The 17,319-nt window shown below is 56.1% G+C and carries 14 protein-coding genes and 1 other RNA gene; 9 read left to right on the top strand and 6 right to left on the bottom strand.

Annotated elements, in window-relative coordinates; translation table 11 throughout:
* Positions 1–23: 23 nt before the first annotated feature.
* Positions 24–2,660: a DNA gyrase subunit A gene (gene gyrA / locus QOL82_RS01410; RefSeq protein WP_283440426.1), complete on the bottom strand. Its 2,637-nt coding sequence runs from the start codon at positions 2,658–2,660 to the stop codon at positions 24–26.
* 521 nt (positions 2,661–3,181) lie between these two features.
* On the opposite strand from gyrA, the gene ompA reads away from it, so the two are divergent.
* The 5 genes from ompA (at position 3,182) to QOL82_RS01385 (ending at position 6,722) form a co-directional block, all read left to right on the top strand.
* Positions 3,182–3,832: an outer membrane protein OmpA gene (gene ompA / locus QOL82_RS01405; protein ID WP_283440425.1), complete on the top strand. Its 651-nt coding sequence runs from the start codon at positions 3,182–3,184 to the stop codon at positions 3,830–3,832.
* A 125-nt stretch (positions 3,833–3,957) separates the two neighbouring features.
* Positions 3,958–4,656, top strand: coding sequence for a bifunctional 2-polyprenyl-6-hydroxyphenol methylase/3-demethylubiquinol 3-O-methyltransferase UbiG (gene ubiG / locus QOL82_RS01400; protein ID WP_283440424.1), 699 nt, complete (start codon positions 3,958–3,960; stop codon positions 4,654–4,656).
* Positions 4,657–4,666: 10 nt separating this feature from the next.
* On the top strand, positions 4,667–5,347 hold the full coding sequence (locus tag QOL82_RS01395; RefSeq protein ID WP_283440423.1) for an HAD family hydrolase: 681 nt from the start codon (positions 4,667–4,669) through the stop codon (positions 5,345–5,347).
* Positions 5,348–5,397: 50 nt separating this feature from the next.
* Positions 5,398–5,780: a transfer-messenger RNA gene (gene ssrA / locus QOL82_RS01390) on the top strand.
* A 786-nt stretch (positions 5,781–6,566) separates the two neighbouring features.
* Positions 6,567–6,722 (top strand): hypothetical protein, encoded by a 156-nt coding sequence (locus tag QOL82_RS01385; RefSeq protein WP_283440422.1) that lies wholly within the window; start codon positions 6,567–6,569, stop codon positions 6,720–6,722.
* 430 nt (positions 6,723–7,152) lie between these two features.
* On the opposite strand, the gene QOL82_RS01380 is transcribed toward QOL82_RS01385, so the two are convergent.
* On the bottom strand, positions 7,153–8,928 hold the full coding sequence (locus QOL82_RS01380; RefSeq protein WP_283440421.1) for a cache domain-containing sensor histidine kinase: 1,776 nt from the start codon (positions 8,926–8,928) through the stop codon (positions 7,153–7,155).
* A 263-nt stretch (positions 8,929–9,191) separates the two neighbouring features.
* Here QOL82_RS01380 and QOL82_RS01375 point away from each other — a divergent pair, with 263 nt between their 5' ends.
* The 3 genes from QOL82_RS01375 (at position 9,192) to QOL82_RS01365 (ending at position 10,895) form a co-directional block, all read left to right on the top strand.
* Complete coding sequence (locus QOL82_RS01375; protein WP_283440800.1) at positions 9,192–9,608, top strand: DUF3597 domain-containing protein; 417 nt, start codon at positions 9,192–9,194, stop codon at positions 9,606–9,608.
* Positions 9,609–9,828: 220 nt separating this feature from the next.
* Entirely contained in the window at positions 9,829–10,278 is a 450-nt protein-coding gene (locus tag QOL82_RS01370) for a YybH family protein (RefSeq protein ID WP_283440420.1), read from the top strand.
* Positions 10,279–10,640: 362 nt separating this feature from the next.
* Positions 10,641–10,895, top strand: coding sequence for a hypothetical protein (locus QOL82_RS01365; protein WP_283440419.1), 255 nt, complete (start codon positions 10,641–10,643; stop codon positions 10,893–10,895).
* A 57-nt stretch (positions 10,896–10,952) separates the two neighbouring features.
* Here the strand turns inward: QOL82_RS01365 and QOL82_RS01360 are convergent, their stop codons facing one another.
* From QOL82_RS01360 to QOL82_RS01350, 3 genes are all read right to left on the bottom strand, one after another.
* The gene (locus QOL82_RS01360) at positions 10,953–11,381 is read right to left on the bottom strand and encodes a septal ring lytic transglycosylase RlpA family protein (RefSeq protein WP_283440418.1); all 429 of its coding nucleotides are present in this window, start codon (positions 11,379–11,381) and stop codon (positions 10,953–10,955) included.
* A gap of 33 nt (positions 11,382–11,414) precedes the next feature.
* A complete protein-coding gene (gene mscL / locus QOL82_RS01355) occupies positions 11,415–11,861 on the bottom strand; it encodes a large conductance mechanosensitive channel protein MscL (RefSeq protein WP_283440417.1) in 447 nt (148 codons plus the stop codon).
* 516 nt (positions 11,862–12,377) lie between these two features.
* Complete coding sequence (locus QOL82_RS01350) at positions 12,378–12,839, bottom strand: YjjA family protein (protein ID WP_283440799.1); 462 nt, start codon at positions 12,837–12,839, stop codon at positions 12,378–12,380.
* 501 nt (positions 12,840–13,340) lie between these two features.
* On the opposite strand from QOL82_RS01350, the gene aqpZ reads away from it, so the two are divergent.
* Positions 13,341–14,078, top strand: coding sequence for an aquaporin Z (aqpZ, locus tag QOL82_RS01345; protein WP_283440416.1), 738 nt, complete (start codon positions 13,341–13,343; stop codon positions 14,076–14,078).
* A 150-nt stretch (positions 14,079–14,228) separates the two neighbouring features.
* Here aqpZ and QOL82_RS01340 read toward each other — a convergent pair whose 3' ends face one another.
* Positions 14,229–16,577 carry an AsmA family protein gene (locus tag QOL82_RS01340; RefSeq protein ID WP_283440415.1) on the bottom strand — a complete coding sequence of 783 codons (2,349 nt, stop codon included), beginning with the start codon at positions 16,575–16,577 and terminating at the stop codon, positions 14,229–14,231.
* Positions 16,578–17,319: the final 742 nt, after the last annotated feature.

The following is a 17,319-nucleotide window of genomic DNA, read 5'->3' as shown; positions in this document are numbered from 1 at the left end:
CGAGGCCGTCGGCCCCGCCCGCATCACTCGCTTTCCGCCGCCGGAACTTCCGGCGCCTCGTTGTCGTCCTCGTCCGCCTCGGCGACGTCGGATTCGACGATGCGCTGCAGCCCCGACAGATGCGTGCCGTCTTCCACGGCGATCAGCGTCACGCCCTGGGTTGCCCGGCCCATCTCGCGGATTTCCGCGACACGGGTGCGGATCAGCACGCCGCCGGTGGTGATGAGCAGGATTTCATCGTTTGGCTCGACCAGCGTGGCCGCCACGACCTTGCCGTTGCGCTCGCTGGTCTGGATCGCGATCATGCCCTTGGTGCCGCGGCCGTGCCGGGTGTACTCGGTGATCGGCGTGCGCTTGCCGTAGCCGTTTTCGGTCGCGGTCAGCACCGACTGCTGCTCGTTTTCCGCCACCAGGAGCGCGATGACCTGCTGGCCTTCCTCGAGGTTCATGCCGCGCACGCCGCGCGCGGTGCGGCCCATCGGGCGCACATCGTTTTCGTCGAAGCGCACCGCCTTGCCGGAGTCGGAGAACAGCATCACGTCATGCTGGCCGTCGGTCAGCGCGGCGCCGATCAGGAAGTCGCCCTCGTCGAGGTCGACCGCGATAATGCCGGCCTTGCGCGGATTGCTGAAATCCGACAGCGGCGTCTTCTTCACGGTGCCCAGGCTGGTCGCCATGAAGATGTAATGGTCTTCCGGGAACGTGCGGTTTTCGCCGGATAGCGGCAGCACCACGGTGATCTTCTCGCCATCCTGCAGCGGGAACATGTTGACGATCGGGCGGCCGCGCGAGTTGCGCGAACCCTGCGGCACTTCCCAGACCTTCAGCCAGTACAGCCGGCCGCGGTTGGAGAAGCACAATATATAGTCATGCGTATTGGCGATGAAGAGCTGGTCGATCCAGTCGTCTTCCTTGGTCGCCATTGCCTGCTTGCCGCGTCCGCCGCGCTTTTGCGCCCGGTATTCGGAAACCGGCTGCGACTTCATATAGCCGGTATGCGACAGCGTCACGACCATGTCCTGCGGGGTGATCAGGTCTTCGGTGCCGAGGTCGGTCGCATTATTCTCGATGGTGGAACGACGCTCGTCCTTGGGACCGCCGTACTCGTTCATCGCCGCATTGAGCTCATCGGTGATGATGGCCGTCACGCGCTCCGGGCGCGACAGGATGTCGAGCAGGTTGGCGATGGTTTCCATCACTTCGCGGTACTCGTTGACGATCTTGTCCTGCTCCAGGCCGGTCAGGCGCTGCAGGCGCATCTGCAGGATTTCCTGGGTCTGGTCGTCGGACAGCTTGTACATGCCGTCCGGCTGCAGCCCGTAATGGCGCGGCAGGTTGGCCGGGCGGAATGCCTCGATACCGCCGACATTGTTTTCGCCGGTGCGCGCCAGCATCTCGCGCACGACCGACGAATCCCACGACCGGGCCATCAGCTCGGTCTTGGCCACCGGCGGCGTCGGCGCCGCCTTGATGATGTCGATGAAATCGTCGATATTGGCCAGCGCAACGGCCAGGCCTTCCAGCAAATGGCCGCGCTCGCGCGCCTTGCGCAGTTCGAACACGGTGCGCCGCGTCACCACTTCGCGGCGATGCGACAGGAAGCACTCCAGCATCTGCTTCAGGTTCAGCAGCTTGGGCTGGCCGTCGACCAGCGCCACCATGTTCATGCCGAAGGTATCCTGCAGCTGGGTCTGCTTGTACAGGTTGTTGAGCACCACCTCGGCCACTTCGCCGCGCTTCAACTCGATCACCACGCGCATGCCCGACTTGTCGGACTCGTCGCGGATGTCGGAAATGCCTTCGAGCTTCTTGTCGCGCACCAGTTCGGCGATACGCTCGAGCAGAGACTTCTTGTTTACCTGGTAAGGCAGTTCGTCGACGATGATCGCGGTCCGGTGTTCCTTGCCGAATTCCTCGAAGTGCGTCTTCGCGCGCATGACGACGCGGCCGCGGCCGGTACGGTAACCGTCGCGCACGCCGGAAATGCCGTAAATGATGCCGCCGGTCGGGAAATCGGGCGCCGGGATGAGCTCGATGAGCTCGTCGACCGTCACGTCCGGGTTATGCAGCACATGCAACGCGCCGCCGATCACCTCGCTGATGTTGTGCGGCGGGATGTTGGTCGCCATGCCGACCGCGATGCCGGACGAACCGTTGATCAGCAGGTTGGGGATCCTGGTGGGCAGCACCGACGGCTCTTTTTCCTTGCCGTCGTAGTTCGGCACGAAGTCGACGGTTTCCTTGTCGATGTCGGCCAGCATTTCACCGGCGATCTTGTCGAGCCGGCACTCGGTGTAACGCATCGCCGCGGCGCCGTCGCCGTCGACCGAACCGAAATTGCCCTGCCCGTCGACCAGCATGTAGCGCAGCGAAAACGGCTGGGCCATGCGGACCAGCGTATCGTAGATCGAGGCGTCGCCGTGCGGATGGTATTTACCCATCGTCTCGCCGACCACGCGGGCGCACTTCACGTACGGCCGGTTCCACACGTTGTTCATTTCATGCATCGCGAACAGGACGCGCCTATGCACCGGCTTCAAACCGTCGCGGACGTCCGGAAGCGCGCGCCCCACGATCACGCTCATCGCGTAATCGAGGTAACTCTTGCGCATCTCTTCTTCCAGAGAAATGGGGATAGTTTCTTTTGCGAATAAATCCATTGGAAGTTCGGCTCGAATCAGACTGGTTGGGAAGTCAGGCACGCATGCTGAAACCGCGGCGCCTGCGAAACCGTAATTTTACCATGCTGACATGGCGCAAACCGCGTGCTCCCGGATGCCCGGCCAACGGGAACGGGACGCCGCTCCGTGTAACTGAAAATTACATTATCGAAGCCGGAAATGCCGCACGATAGTTTGCTTGAATGCAATATGGGCAGTCTGGAAACTTGAGAAAATATCTATTAGTTGAATATTTGGCAGTTGTTTTCAGCGAGGCGAACCAGCAGGAGCCGATGTTGCAGAAAAACTACAAACTATCAAAAACGTAGTTTGGGCTATTTGACAAGAGCCGTTCCGGTGGTCAGCCTGTGGCAAAATGTAGGTTAGTTAAGTTCATTGCATATAGTCAATTCTGTATGTGTAATGGCCTAAACCGCATGGTATTATCCGTTCACCAACTATTTTGATGTGTCGATTTGTTGCGCAGTTCATCTGCGGATATCTCACCCGAGAGGAGAAACATGAATAAATTAGGAAAACTCGTCTTCGCTGCGTCCGCAGTCGTGGCTTTTTCTGCATCCGCGCAAGTGGTTACTGATATTCAGGCCAAGAAGCCGAACAGCGCGTACGTGCAGGATTCCCGAGGCGTGATCGTGCGCGATCCGTTTGGTCTGTGCTGGCGCACCGGCTACTGGACCCCGGCTGACGCAGTTCCAGGTTGCGACGGCCCTCTGGTTCAGGCCCAGGCTCCCGCCCCGGCACCAGCTCCTGCTCCGGCACCAGCCCCAGCACCGGCACCAGCACCTGCTCCTACCTCTGAAAAAGTTACTTTCGCTGCCGACACGTTCTTCGACTTCGACAAGTCCGTCCTGAAACCCGATGGCAAGGCTAAGCTGAACGACCTGACCTCCAAGCTGCAAGGCATGAACCTGGAAGTCATCATCGCAGTCGGCCACACCGACTCGATCGGTACCGACGCTTACAACCAGCGTCTGTCGGTCCGCCGTGCTGAAGCCGTCAAGGCCTATCTGGTTTCCCGCGGTATCGAAGCCAACCGCGTCTACACCGAAGGCAAGGGCGAGAAGCAACCAGTTGCAGACAACAAGACTGCAGCCGGCCGCGCCAAGAACCGTCGCGTGGAAATCGAAGTTGTTGGTACCCGCAACAGGTAATCGATTCAGCTTTAATAACCCCGCTTCGGCGGGGTTTTTTTATGCGCCGGAATTACGAATGCCTGCGGCGCTTTCCTTGTTGAAGTCGGCAGCGACGCTGCCGATTTGTCTTTATCATTGCGCCTATGAATGCCGATCCCCTAGAACTGCAGAAATTCAGCGACCTTGCCCATCGGTGGTGGGACCCAGGTTCCGAATTCCGTCCATTGCATGAGATCAACCCGCTCAGGCTGGAATGGATCAACAGCCGCGTCCCGCTGGCCGGAAAGACCGTGCTCGATATCGGCTGCGGCGGCGGCATCCTCGCCGAATCCATGGCGCGCAAGGGCGCGGATGTCACCGGCATCGACCTGTCGGAAAAGGCGCTGAAAGTCGCCGACCTGCACAGCCTCGAGAGCGGCGTCCGGGTAAAGTACGAGCTGATTTCGGCGGAAGACATGGCGGCCCGCGAACCGGGCAAGTTCGACGTCGTCACCTGCATGGAAATGCTGGAGCACGTGCCGGACCCGGGCGCCGTGGTTTCCGCCTGCGCAGCGCTGGTGAAGCCCGGCGGCCATGTGTTCTTTTCAACGATCAACCGCAATCCCAAGTCTTACCTGTTTGCCGTGCTGGGCGCCGAATACATCCTGCGCCTATTGCCAAAAGGCACGCATGACTACGCAAAGTTCATCACGCCGGCCGAACTCGCGCAATATATCCGCAGCAGCGCCCTGAACCTGGAAGCGCTGAAGGGCATGACGTATAACCCGCTGACCAAGGTGTACTCGCTGAACCAGGACACCAGCGTCAACTATCTGGTGGCTGCCAGCCGTCCGGCCAGCTGATCAGGCAACCATGACAACGAACGTTTTTTCCGGGCGTCCGGAAGCTATCCTGTTTGACCTCGACGGCACGCTCGCCGATACCGCTCCGGATCTGGCAGCAGCCCTGAACAGGCTGCGGGCCGACCGCGGCCTGACGCCGGCGCCCTACGAAAGCCTGCGGCCGTATGCATCGGCCGGCGCGCGCGGCCTGATAGGCGCGGGCCTGAACCTGGGACCCGACGCCGAGGAATACGAAGCGCTGCGCATTGCTTTCCTCGATAACTATGCAGCGTCGATTGCCGTCCACAGCCGCTTGTTCGACGGCGTTCCGGACCTGCTCGACCGCCTGCAGGCCGCAGGAATAGGCTGGGGCATCGTCACCAACAAGGCGATGCGTTTCACCGACCCACTGGTTCCGCTGATCGGCCTGGGCCACGCAGGCTGCATCGTATCGGGCGACACCACGCCGCATGCCAAGCCCCACCCTGCCCCTCTGCTCGAAGCGGCGCAACGCCTGGGCGTTGCGCCAGCGGCCTGCTGGTATGTTGGCGACGACATGCGCGACATCCAGGCCGGACGCGCTGCAGGCATGGTCACCATCGCCGCCGCCTGGGGTTATTGCGGCAGCGACGGACCGACCCAATGGAATGCGCATGCAATCGCCGAATCGCCGCTTGGCCTGCTCAACCTGATTCCACACATTGGCTCTTGAAAGACGGATCGTCAGCCACATCTTCTGCGGTACAATGGCAAACTGCTTACGGGGGCGACCTGGTTTCGACAGGGGTTGCAAAGCAGCGCAGGGCATACCGAGGACTGGTTACCTCGCAAATCCATCCAGAATTGCTTAAACGCAAACGACGAAGCTTACGCACCAGCAATGGCAGCGTAATACCCCTAGCGGCTTAAAAACCCGCTAGCTCTGCACCACCGGGTCTCTGGGGTGGGTTGGCAACAACAGCAGAGTCATTTACAGAGAATCGCGACATGTCGGGTTACTTGGCATGAAGTTAAATTTAGGTGACTCGTCCAGCCGTAGCGTGCCTGTCCGCGGCGTATGGATTAAATCAAATGGCAAGGCTAAGTATGTAGAACTGTCTGTAGAGTACTTCTGGACGCGGGTTCGATTCCCGCCGCCTCCACCAATTAAAACGCCACCGCAAGGTGGCTTTTTAATTGGTGGAACTGTTTGATCGAACCCGCGGGACGCGGGGTGCAGGCAGGGTTTCGGCGAGCATGCTCGCCGCTGCCGCAGCGGATTCGCGCCTGCCGGCGCGAAGACCGGGAGATTCCCGCCGCCTCCACCAATTAAAACGCCACCGCAAGGTGGCTTTTTAATTGGTGCGACTGTTTGATCGAACCCGCGGGACGCGGGGCGCAGGCAGGGTTTCGGCGAGCATGCTCGCCGCTGCCGCAGCGGATTCGCGCCTGCCGGCGCGAAGACCGGGAGATTCCCGCCGCCTCCACCAATTAAAACGCCACCGCAAGGTGGCTTTTTAATTGGTGCGACTGTTTGATCGAACCCGCGGGACGCGGGGCGCAGGCAGGGTTTCGGCGAGCATGCTCGCCGCTGCCGCAGCGGATTCGCGCCTGCCGGCGCGAAGACCGGGAGATTCCCGCCGCCTCCACCAATTAAAACGCCACCGCAAGGTGGCTTTTTAATTGGTGCGACTGCCCGATCGAAACCGCGGCACGCAGGGCGCAGACAGGTGCCGCCGAGGATGCTTGCTGCCGAAATGGATTCCCCTTTTCACGGGAGCAGGTACCAGACGTCTCAGCACCGTCTTCTGCCAGCCCATATGCCGAAACTTATATGACAAGCGCTGGCGCATACGCTTTCGTTATAACACTCATCAGTGATGGCAATTGGATTTCCTGATCGTTCGCTCTTATCTTGTGCTCATCGAATATTTATTATCAGGAGCAACACCATGACCACCGCAAAACTTCAAACCCTGTACGTTCCATTTGAACAAGCCCAGAAAATCCCGGCGAAGCTTGCTGCGTTTATCGCGGTGCTGTTCATGGTTGACCTGCGTGACTCGCAGTCGGACGAATCCTGCGCTTACGCTGCTTATCTCGCGTAAGCCACGCCTCCAGGAGAGGCATGTAGTTACTGGGAAAGATCGTCGTCTCAGTCAGAAGCCGCCCTCCGGGGCGGCTTTTTTATTGGCCGCGGGGTGTTACTACGCAAATGACCCATTGTCTTCAAAAACAATGACTTAAGTGATTTTAAATCTTGCCGTTATTAACTTTCGGCCAAACTTTACTCCTTTGCAACAGCTTGATAATGCCTCGTGCCCTGCGCTACGGCAACTGCCGCTATCGACCCATAGCCGCCATTTGGCGAATTTGTACGAATGACAGCAATGCGAGAAAAACCGGACAGTCGGATAAGTCTAGCAAACGCCAGCTGTCTGGCACAGTCGGGCTATGGTATTCGCTACTACATCGACGATTCTTTAATGTATCTTCTTAGCAATGAGTGCTTTTCAGGCATGCGCCGCGGTTTGCGATTCAGCTGCCAGATGCGTCAAGTCGATGACGCGTGTCTCGATCGGTTAGAAGCTTTTTATCAAATTGCAACGACTCAAAGGGCGGGGTCGAATGCTCGGTGAGCGGAAGGTAGACTGTAAAGGTGCTACCCCGGTTAAGGCCCTCACTAAACGCCTCCACACGTCCTCCGTGCAGTGCCACCAGTCTCTGTACAAGCGACAGGCCAATACCGAGCCCCCCTTGTGCCTTGGCCTCGTGCTCGCTGACCTGCTCAAACATGTTGAAGACCTTTGACTGCGCTGCAACAGGAATTCCCATGCCATCATCCTTGATTTTCACAACCGCCATACTGCCTTCCTTGTGGGCCTGTAGCTCAATGTGGCCGCCGGGAGGTGTGTACTTCGCCGCATTGCTCAGCAAGTTAATGAAAATTTGCTGCATGCGGACTGTGTCAACGTCCACTTTCAATGGTCCATCCGGCAAGCTCACTTTCAACATGTGCCTGGCTGGATCCATGAATGTTTGAGCGGCTTCAAGTACGCTTACCAAGATTTCTCTGAGATCCGCAGACTTGCGTTCCAGCCGAACCTTCCCGCTGTTGACACGGGCAACGTCTAGCAGATCATCTATCAGCCGGCGCATCTGCTCAAGTTGGCGCTGAACAACTCCATGAGCCCGGGCAAATCGTTCCGATCCCGGCGAGGCATGATTTAAAATGCTCATCCCGTTCTGCATCGGCGCGAGCACGTTCCGCATTTCATGAGAAAGTGTTGCAAGGAACTCGGTTTTCAGGCGATCGGCATGGGTCAACTCTGAGGCGAGTACCTGAAGGACAATCTTGTGCTGTTTTTGCTCCTGCCTCTGAATGAAAAAAAACACGCCGGCAACCGTAAGCAATGAAAAAACGACGACGGCACTAATTGCGCCGTTGACCGTGCGATGCCAGCCTGCGAGAACAACCCGTTCCTCGGTGCTTAACGCCACCACGAACGGTTGACTGTCGAGTTTTCGGTAGCTGAGCACGCGCGCAGTATTAAAAGGTGGGCCATTCGTCGTATAGACGCCAGCGTCCTGATGTCGAAGGTGTTCAGAGAACAAAGGCAAGGAAGCGTAACTGTGACCGATATTCATGTCGTCCGGAGGATAGCGCGCAATAAGCCGACCATCAGCATGAAATAGGGACATCACATGGCCCGGGCGTAAGCCCAACTTCTTGTATAGGTTAGAGAAGGAATCAAGTTGTACTGCCGCAACCAAGACGCCTAAAAATTCACCGCGAGGCGAAACAATTTTGCGAGTCGAGGCGAGAAACCAGCCAGCACCTGAACGGCTTTGCATGGCAGAAGACAGGCCTTGCATCAGATCAGGACGCTCGACGTACTGACGGAAATACTCTCGGTCTGCCAGAGACACATCAGGTGTCTTGGGGTAGTCGGTGTCATGCTGGATGAATCCATCCGGACTAATGACAAATAGCGCTCTGACTTCGGGAAGGTGCTTCATGTAGCCGAGCATCAGCTCCCGAGTCCGTAAATCGTGCCGGGCCGAGTGCTGATTCACCAGATAGATAGCGATGCCGTGCAAAGCAATGTCGACATTTTCAAATGTACGCGCAGTGTTTTCTTCCAGCACCGACACCAATGTGGAAGTCTCCTGCTGGGCCTGCTGCAGGTAGAGCTTTCGTTCCCGCTCCAAAGCAATGCCCAAGGCCAGCATTATCGTAAGCCAAAATGCACAGGCTGCGAAAATTGCCTTTTTTGCGTGACGAGAATTCTTAATCCAAGGGATGAAGTTCAAAAGCACTCCTGTCAAAGGGGCGATATGTCGTTGAGCGTAATACGCACTTTCATCGTACTGCTTGCTAAAAGGCAAATGACCGCATGGATCAACCTGATTACCTAAAGTATCCTGTACGCAGGATATTTTGGGAACGTAGTTTGCTAAAACTTGTCAATTTGATAGGCCCCTTCCCATACAGCAGGAATGGGATGAAATACCAGATAAATCCGTATTTCTTTACCGACCGCAGGAATTCATCTAATCTTAAAGAGAGGCAACATATGGGCATACTAGGCAATATATTCCATAAAATCTTTCCTTCTTCCCATCCCGCTGTCGCTCAGGCAGATGCACCGGCCGCAGCTTCACCTGCTGCTCCAGAAGCTGACAACACTGGGCCAGCCACTACGTCCGCAGCGGCGCCGACGCAGAACATGCCGGAAGTCGATGTTGAACAAATCTTAAACGGCATGGCGCAGTCAAGCGGACAAACGCTTAATTGGCGAACCTCCATCGTCGACCTGCTCAAGCTGCTTGGTCTTGATAGCAGCCTGCAATCACGCAAGGAACTTGCCGGCGAGCTAGGTTATAGCGGTGACACGAATGATTCTGCCTCGATGAATATCTGGCTTCACCGTCAGGTAATGAACAAACTGGCCGCGAATGGCGGAAAGGTGCCCGCAGACCTCAAAGACTAACTTTGCGTAAACGACTGCATTGGGTCACGCCTGTCGTTGGCGTGGCCTTTGCCCGTTATTCTGTTGAATTGTGCTTGATGGCCAATACGCTGTGCAGACGCTTGCGGCTGACCGGACCAAGCCCTCAGGCTCTTGACTGGCATGCCTTTGGGCGAAGCACGGTGCTGTCCATCAGTCGCAACGATCTCTGTGCAATTCCTGTCGGGAGAGGAAGTCGTGAATGAAGCTCCGGCGCAACTTCGTTGCTGCGATATTCTTTATCCTGCATTGGGCTTCCACTGGTGTTGCTGCGACAGATTTTGCCGCAGAAATGGAAGCCGAGAATAGCCGTTGGTTAGCTGTTTATAACAGCCGGGATGCCCAAGCATTTGGACCGATGTACACGCCGGATGCCGTTTTCGTGCCTCAAGGCGGGGAACCAATCAAAGGGCGTACAGCCATTGTGCAGTTTTGGTTTGAGATGCTGAAGAATGGATTTCTGAAGCCGACTCTTGAAATTGTTGATCTGCACCAGGAAGGCAGGCTAGCCTACCAGACTTGCCGATGGACCGTTTTGAAGCCGAGAGAAAGCAATTCGGTAAAGCAACTCAGTGGAAACACGTTGCGGATTTTCGAGCGTCAGCGTGATGGACGTTGGCTGATTAAAGTCCAGATGTCCAATACCGATTAAGGAAACAATGGTCTATGTTTCCGACAGTCATGACGAATCACTTGGTAGGCTATACAGATCGACAAGATGAAACAACAAATGAATCAACGCCCCAAATGGCAGGCACTTTTCCCGTGAGGGAACCGGGATTGAGCAAGCAATCAATCGCCTTGCCCCAGCCCTGTGCTATAGATCTTCCGGTTTCCCGTTTCACGCAGTCTTATATTTGTCAGTCTTAATGGCAGCGATTCAATTGCGCCTTATCCAGTAAGGCAAGATGGACACTTTCAACGTTGCATTTGAGAAACCGCAATCCGGCCAGTATCACACCACTGTAGTGTTGTCATCATGCCATGCAGGGAAAAGACGGGAGAGGAGACGGGATGGACCAGCGGATACAGGAACTGGCAATCAAGGCCGGGGAACATTGGGAGAAGTGGCTACCTAGGAAAACCAAGGAATTGAAAGATGCCGGACAATTCTACGCGGCCCTCCAGATCGTCGCGGTGTACACACAGGCGGAAATCAACGAGTTCATAGCCAAGGGATACGACAAGCACAAAGCCGAAGCACTGGCGCTGCCGCTGTATATTTTACTGGAACCGGAAACACCAAACCTTCTGTCACTGCTGAATTAATTGCCATCCCTGGCACCGTTCAGCACTCATCGAGGCACTGTTCCACCGGGTAGATAATCAGGATTTATGGGCCGTGCGTTTGGGAGTCCTTCCGACAACTTCCAACTTGGCTTCCACAATTCCAGAACGCGCCATCCCTAATTTTTTGGCGGCAGCGAGCGTTACGTCACCCACTAGGTCAGGCGAACTCGGACCACGATCATTGACCCGAAGGATAACGCTCCTGTGGGTTTTCAGATTTGTGACCCTGACGCGGGTTCCGAACGGCAGCGTCTTGTGGGCCATCGTCATTGCGCTGGCGTTAAAGCGTTCGCCACTTGCCGTCTTGCGACCATTGAACCTACCCCCATACCAAGCGATCTTGCCGGATGAGGCGCCTGTATTGCCGGCGCTTGGCTCGTATCCAGTAGCATTTTGGGCAAGGGCTCCATTGGCTAGCGAAAAAAGTACAGTGGCGGCAATAATTGAAAAAACTGAACGGAGCATGCTATCCCCAATGAGTTTGTTGACAAGTGATTTTTAGCGCAATGCACCTGGCTGCCTGAGCGCATCACGTATCTCGCGAAGAAGCAGCACATCTTCCGCTGGGGGTGCTTCTACGACAGGCGCCTGTGCTTCCTTGCGCAAGGTCAGGGTCCTCGCCTTGTTAATCATATGTACCATCAGGAAAATGATGAATGCCAGAATAATGAAGTTGATCAATATAGTCAGGAAGTTACCGTAAGCCAAGACTGCGCCGGCCTTCTTCGCTTCTGCCAAAGGCAACTGCATGCTTTGGTTATTCAACGGCAGATAGTAATTAGAAAAATCCAGTCCACCGAAAATCTTCCCGACAATCGGCATGATCACGTCTTGCACAAGCGATTCCACGATCTTGCCAAAGGCCGCGCCAATAATGACCGCGACTGCCAAGTCGACCACATTGCCTTTCACGGCAAACGCTTTGAATTCTTGAAGCATGCTCATCGGGATCTCCTGTTTTCTAAATTACAACATCCTATCATAGCGAGTCCTATCATAGCGAGCACAAACGCCTTGAATCCATAATATGCACCTTGGTTGTTTATGGTCATAAGGCATTAAAAACCAACGTCTTTTATAACAATGATTTGAACTATCTCAGCACGGGCTTCAATTTATTCGAATGTTCAGAGGCCAAGGGCAAGCCGAAAGCGCATTAAGGTGGTGCCACCTACTTGCCAGTATCCACTTCAGATTTTTAGCAATCAAAGGTTTCACCTAGCCGTGCTCGAACTGCATTCCGGGCACGGCCTTGCCGTGAAGACCGGCCGCCAGTTAATTTCGCGACCGTATGCTCCCAACTGTCATTGATTCAGGTGATTCTTCATCTTGGCCATTGCGATTGCAGGGGCTGCCCCGCCAAATGTTTTTATCAGCCCGGGGTGCTGCGCGTAAAATCCAGCGAGTTCGTCGACAATGGCGGGATTTGTCTGATTATCAGAAAATCAATTCAGAGGCGACTTACAGCATGGATTTGGCTTGCGAAAGAATTGTGTCGCAAACTTGCTTGGTGATCTTATCCTTCAAGCCTCCGCCGCTCAAATCAAGTTGCTTGCCATTGCTGCTGTTAAGAATACCTTTTTCGCCATCGGCATAGCCGCTGTCAGACGAAGAAGATCCTCCTGGGAGCTTGCCCATGAGACGGTCCTTCACCGACGAGACCGCGTTGCCACCCAGGTAGTTATTCTTGATGCAGAAGCTCAGAATGCCAGCGACGTTACCTGTGCTTCCAGCAGTAACGGACTCGCCCGACAATGCGCCCCCCATCCCTCCTAAGTTTCCCAAATTTCCTAGACCGCCAGTCGACCCTGCCTGCTTTTCCTTATTGAGCAGCTCACCGAGCTGGGCGTTTGCAATTGATGCAGGCAATACCGCACCGAAGAAAACTCCGATAAGTACCGTGCAATAGAGAGGGGCTTTCATATCGAATCCCTTCATGTGTAGTTGTGCCAACTTTCACTATAGATGTTTCATGTCCCGGGCGATGAATCGGCTTGGTGATTACTTGGCACAGTTGATGTGCGTCAGACGTTGCTCAAACTATTTCCAGAAATTAATTCCTTTAGGAAGCGCAATTTTGAAAACAGATGCGGTCAGCTTCACTAATAAGTAGCAAGCCGCAAATAAGATGCATGCATGCACTTTTTCTTGGTAGCAACTCCTAAAAATGAGGATCGCCATTGTCGCTGGCGCCACCGAAAGGCAGCAATTCCTGACCAACGTCAAATACATCACGACGACGCCGATCATGCTTGATTCAGCCTGAATTAGCAGCGGTCTCTGCACGTATTGATTTGCATGGATTGCAGTCGTGGCTTTCGAGAGCGTTGACGATTGATGAGCGGCGTAGTACGCCAGCCGTTCTCTGCCCAAGTCAGGGTCAACAGGCAGCGATTTCTGCCATTACCATGCTGGAGGAGCGTCATGACTGCGAAACTCGTTGCTGAATTCCTTGGTACTTTCTGGCTGGTCTTGGGCGGGTGCGGAAGTGCAGTCCTTGCCGCTGCATTTCCCGAGGTAGGTATCGGGTTGCTTGGCGTTTCGCTCGCGTTTGGCCTGACGGTGCTGACTGCTGCTTACGCACTCGGTCCGATTTCAGGCGGGCACTTCAATCCGGCAGTGTCAGTCGGGCTATGGGCTGGCGGGCGTTTTCCAGCAGAACACGTTTTGCCCTATGTTATGTCGCAGGTCATTGGCGGCATTGCAGGCGCAGCCATGCTCTACCTGATTGCCAGTGGGAAGGCAGGCTTCACTCTGGCCGATGGCATGGCATCCAATGGCTATGCGGACCATTCGCCTGGAAAGTACACGTTGCTTTCCGGACTGATCACCGAGTTCGTAATGACGTTCATGTTCCTGATCGTCATTCTGGGTGCCACCCATCAACGCGCGCCAGTGGGGTTTGCAGGCGTGGCGATCGGACTTGCGCTGACACTGATTCATCTGATTAGCATTCCGGTAACGAACACTTCCGTGAACCCGGCCCGCAGCACTGGGCCTGCACTCATCGTCGGGGGCTGGGCGCTTCAGCAGCTTTGGCTGTTCTGGATCGCACCGATTCTTGGAGCGGTTTTCGCGGGGTTTTCCTATCGATCTGTGCTCGAAGCCGAATATGCTGCACCACCGCCAGTAACGGGTCGGAAGAGTCCGACAAGTTCCTGACTGGAGCACACGCGTCAAAGAACTATTTTCAGTTCATATCACGCCGAAAAGATGATCGGACGCGACAGGCGGTGCGCGTGATAAACGGGACGCTGCAAGGCAAAAACAGGTAAACTAAATTCTCAAAACAAGAGATGTCGGCTGCCAGAGTCATCGTCCGAACAGCCCCTTGAGCTTGCCCTTTAATTGATCCTCGACCCGGCCCTTGATCTCGTCCTTGCGGCTGTCCAGCTGCTTTCTGACAAGGTCTTCAGCTATGCCAGTGAAGTCGACCTGATAGCCAATGGAGGTGAATGGCCCCGACAGCCGGACCGGCACAGTCAGCCCTTTCAGCGCTTGTAGTTCCGGACCGCCTTGTCCTTGCAACGTGGACACGATGGTAGCCTTGACCAGATAATCAAGCCGGTCTTCGCCGAAGTCGATGTTGCCTGCCCCCTCTACACGCAACAATGGCGATTTGGCCCGTAAGTCCTGGTTGCGGGCAATTCCACGAACAATGTTGAAGCTGCCGGTCAGCTCACTGAAATCGCTCTTTTCAGCCGCGTTGCCGGTGCCGGACTGCGGGGGCACCGTGCCGCGCAATTCCCCGATACGACTCCTGGCGGTACGGATGATCTGTCCTACATTGAATCCTTTGACCGCACCATCCCGCAGCGCAACTTCCACTTTGCCGTTCAGGTTCTTCTTCAGTTGCGCAACCAGCCCGCCCTCGGTCGTTACATCTAGCATCACGTTGCCACGCCCCTCCACCGGGTCCTTGCCGATCGCGTCCTTCAGCAAAGGGCCAAGGTTGATCCCGGACAGCGACTGCCGCACAAAAAATTTCGCTGACGTTGCGGCGACCACCCCTGCCGCACCAGTCATGGTCCCGCCATACAGGCTGGCGCTGAGCGGGTTGATGTCGAGTTGGCCCCCGCCCGCCTTCATCGACAGGCGGAGATTGGAAAGCCGGATGTTTTCTGCCTTCAGGCTTCCGACCCGCAGATTGCCGCTCGCCTGCAGTTGACGCAGCGCCGACAGGTCGATCGGCTTTTCCAGCCGGTCTGCGGGCCTGGCTTTGCCCTGTCCGGCGCCGACTGGCGTTCTTGCCCGATACCGGTCTGCGTCCAGCTTGTCGACATCGATGTCGAAGGTATAGGCGGCCGGAGCATATCCGACCAGCCCAAGTGTTGCATCAAAGCTGCTGTCGTCGAGCTTTCCTCGTAGCTTGGCGCTCATGGTCTGCCGGTTTAACTCGGCCAATGCGCTGCCGCTGGCCCCCAGCTTCATTGCGCCACCACTCGGATTGGGCAGCGTCACATCGATTGCGATGCCTGGCAGGTCGATCCGGCCGGACGGCAGATTGGCCGTGATCCCAGTGGAAATCGTGCCGGCGATGGTCGTCGCTCCCTGTTTTCCGGACAGCGTTGCGTTGAGCGCTGGTGAAGAAAACAAGAGTCGGTCGAAATCGCCTGTCAGGCTCCCCGCCACGCTGACTTTTGCATCAGTAGTGGCGTCCTTGAGTGTCGCAGCCAAGGTGAGCGCCGGCAGTTGGAAGGCCTGCCGTGTGCCTTCGAACGCAGGTAGCAAGAACGTCATATTCACGTTACGGCCACTCGAAAACCACCCGGCTTCGCCCGAGACCTTGCCGCCATGGAGCTTGTCACCAGCCATAATCAGTTTTGGCGCATCCAGGCTGAACACGAGCGGCCTTCCAGCCTGCTTGCCCGTCGCCGACAGTTTCAGGCCGGCCAGCGCGAACTGCCTGGTTTCGGGCTGCAGATCGGCATTGCCGGCAACGTGCACCAGTAGGTCGGTGATACCGAGCGTGGCGCCTTTCAATTCGCCCTCAAGGGCGTCGAACGCATAGCGCTTGCGGTCCAGGTCGAAGTTGAACTTCGTCTTCACGATCAGGCTGGCATCCAAATGTGGATTGGTGCTCCTGATACGGGCGGTCACTTGCGCGTTGCCCGGTACGGCATTGGCTATCCGCCCGGTTTGCAAGTTCAGTTCAGTAATCTCGATCTCGCGCCGCGCCATCTGGTCGTCAAGCGCGATCCGGCCATTGGCGACTGTCACGCTATGAATGTCGACGCGAACAGGCTGGCCATTGCTTTCCTGCTTGGCCAGCAGGTCGTCATAATTGGTCGTCCCGTCCTTGTCGCGCCGAAGCTGAGCGTTCAACTCCTTGATCTCGACGCGGTCGACGATCAGTTGCCTGCTCAGCAGCGGAAGCAGTGCGAACGATACCTTTGCACTCTCGACACTGGCGAATTGCGTGCTTGCATTGCGCTCGGAAAGGCTCACCCGGCCCAGGTCGGCACTGATTTTAGGGAAAAAGCTTAGCCTAATGTCGCCGGGTATCGTCAGCGTGCGCTGCTTCTGCTCCTGGACCAGCGCAATGATCCGGGGCTTGTGGGCGTTCGGGTCGAAGGTCGCGGCAATGAAGGCGATGCTGCCAGCAGCGACGACAAACAGGAATGCAAGACCAAGGAGGAAATATTTGGCGGCTTTGGGCATGGCGCAGTCCGATCAGGCAGGCTGGATATTCAATTTACCACTGTCGCATGCAAGGCAACGCGCATAAACAGCCGAAACGATGAGACTGGAACAGTCTAATCGTGCATCAGCACCTGGGCCAACAGCGTCACGACCAGCAGATGTTGTAGTCCATAACTAGTTAGGCACAGGTGGTGAGGCAAATGAAAGTCCCTACCTTCGGTAGTCACGTTGCGCGGCCGACGATAGAAGCCCAGTTCACCTATGCTAGCGGACGTCAACTGCAAGGCTTTGCAAACGTTCTAACAATGCCGCAACCATGCGCAATTGCTAAGTGACCTGCTAAAGGAACGCTGAATTAAAACGCCGCTCGGTATTGCTACATTGTTTTTGGTTTGTATTACCGGCGCGCAGGCGCAAGACAGCAGCACCGACTTGGCCAAGCATCGCGATGCCCGGCACTGCAAATAATTACAATTCCCATGGTGCAATATAAATCTGGAAGGCGTGCTTGCTGTTAATCCCGCTTTTGGAGAAACGACGAAGGTTACGGCACAATAAGAATCTGGGACGGCTTGAAACAGCGGCACGATATCCTCCGTCCCTGCGGGTATCCAAGGGTTCAGACCGCCGTCGGTATCGTTAGCAGCGCGTGTGCTCGTGACTTTCCAACGCAAAGCCACTTGGCTCGACCTTCTCCAGCGGTTCGGGCTCGTATTTGCCAGTCACCGCATTGTCGGGATGCGGTCTGATAACATCGTTG

It is taken from the genome of Noviherbaspirillum suwonense, assembly GCF_900182955.1.
Classification (GTDB): domain Bacteria; phylum Pseudomonadota; class Gammaproteobacteria; order Burkholderiales; family Burkholderiaceae_D; genus Noviherbaspirillum_A; species Noviherbaspirillum_A suwonense.
Note: the sequence above shows the minus strand (reverse complement) of the source record. Positions and strands in the feature narration are given on the sequence as shown.